General features: G+C 60.7%; 1 protein-coding gene and 1 pseudogene. Both read left to right on the forward strand.

The genetic code is table 11. The annotated features are described in order from the left end of the window. Positions 1-131: 131 nt before the first annotated feature. The gene (hspB, locus tag WN73_RS00835; RefSeq protein WP_011087989.1) at positions 132-593 is read left to right on the forward strand and encodes a small heat shock protein HspB; all 462 of its coding nucleotides are present in this window, start codon (positions 132-134) and stop codon (positions 591-593) included. An 84-nt stretch (positions 594-677) separates the two neighbouring features. Continuing rightward, a pseudogene (locus WN73_RS00840) lies at positions 678-938 on the forward strand (Hsp20/alpha crystallin family protein); the annotation flags it as partial.

Raw genomic sequence — 938 nt, forward strand, 5'->3', positions numbered from 1 at the left:
GAATCGGCTTTTTCTAATTTTTAGCGTGCCGCGACAAGCGGTCCGGGCGCCCTTCGGGGGCCCGGCGGAGACGGGCGCCGGAGGTGTCCGACGCCTGCTCGTACCCATCTTGCTCAGTGGAGGATTTGGCTATGAGGACCACCTACGATTTCGCTCCCCTTTGGCGGTCGACCATCGGCTTTGACCGTCTGTTCGATCTTGTGGACGCCGCGCAACAGGCCGGCACGGAGGATAACTATCCCCCATGCAACGTCGAGCGACTGAGCGAAGACCGCTACCAGATTTCGCTGGCGGTGGCTGGCTTCTCGGCCGATGAAATCGCGATCACCGCAGAACAAAGCGTGTTGACGGTCGAAGGCCGGAAGTCGGAAAAACAGCAGCGCGAGTTCCTGTACCAGGGAATTTCGTCTCGGCCCTTTAAGCGGCAGTTCAATCTGGCGGACTATGTCCAGGTCAAGGGAGCCTCGTTCGACAACGGCTTGCTGCAGATCGAACTGGTGCGCGAGATCCCCGAGGCCATGAAGCCGCGCCGGATTTCGATCAGCGGTTCGTCCGCTTCGAACGTCCGGCAGATCGACGGCAAGGCGGCCTGACCGCCACGCAACGCGCACATCAGCGAAGAACAGACTTCCGCGGCGATTCGCGGCGGAAGTCGCCTGAATTGAGGAGAACACACCATGGGTATCAAGGACCTCATTCCGTGGAATAACGGCGGACGAGAGGTCGGCATTCACCGCGGAGCCGATGTGAATCCGTTTCTTACATTGCATCGCGAGATGAACCGGATGTTCGACGAGGTATTCCGCGGCTTTGATCTTGCGCCGTTCGGATCGAGCCGGGGACTGAGCGGGCTCGGCTGGCCCCAGATCGACATCGATGAAACGGACAAGGAGGTGCGCATCACCGCTGAGCTGCCCGGCCTGGAGGAGAAGGACGTC

Source organism: Bradyrhizobium sp. CCBAU 45394 (assembly GCF_028128655.1).
Taxonomy (GTDB): domain Bacteria; phylum Pseudomonadota; class Alphaproteobacteria; order Rhizobiales; family Xanthobacteraceae; genus Bradyrhizobium; species Bradyrhizobium diazoefficiens.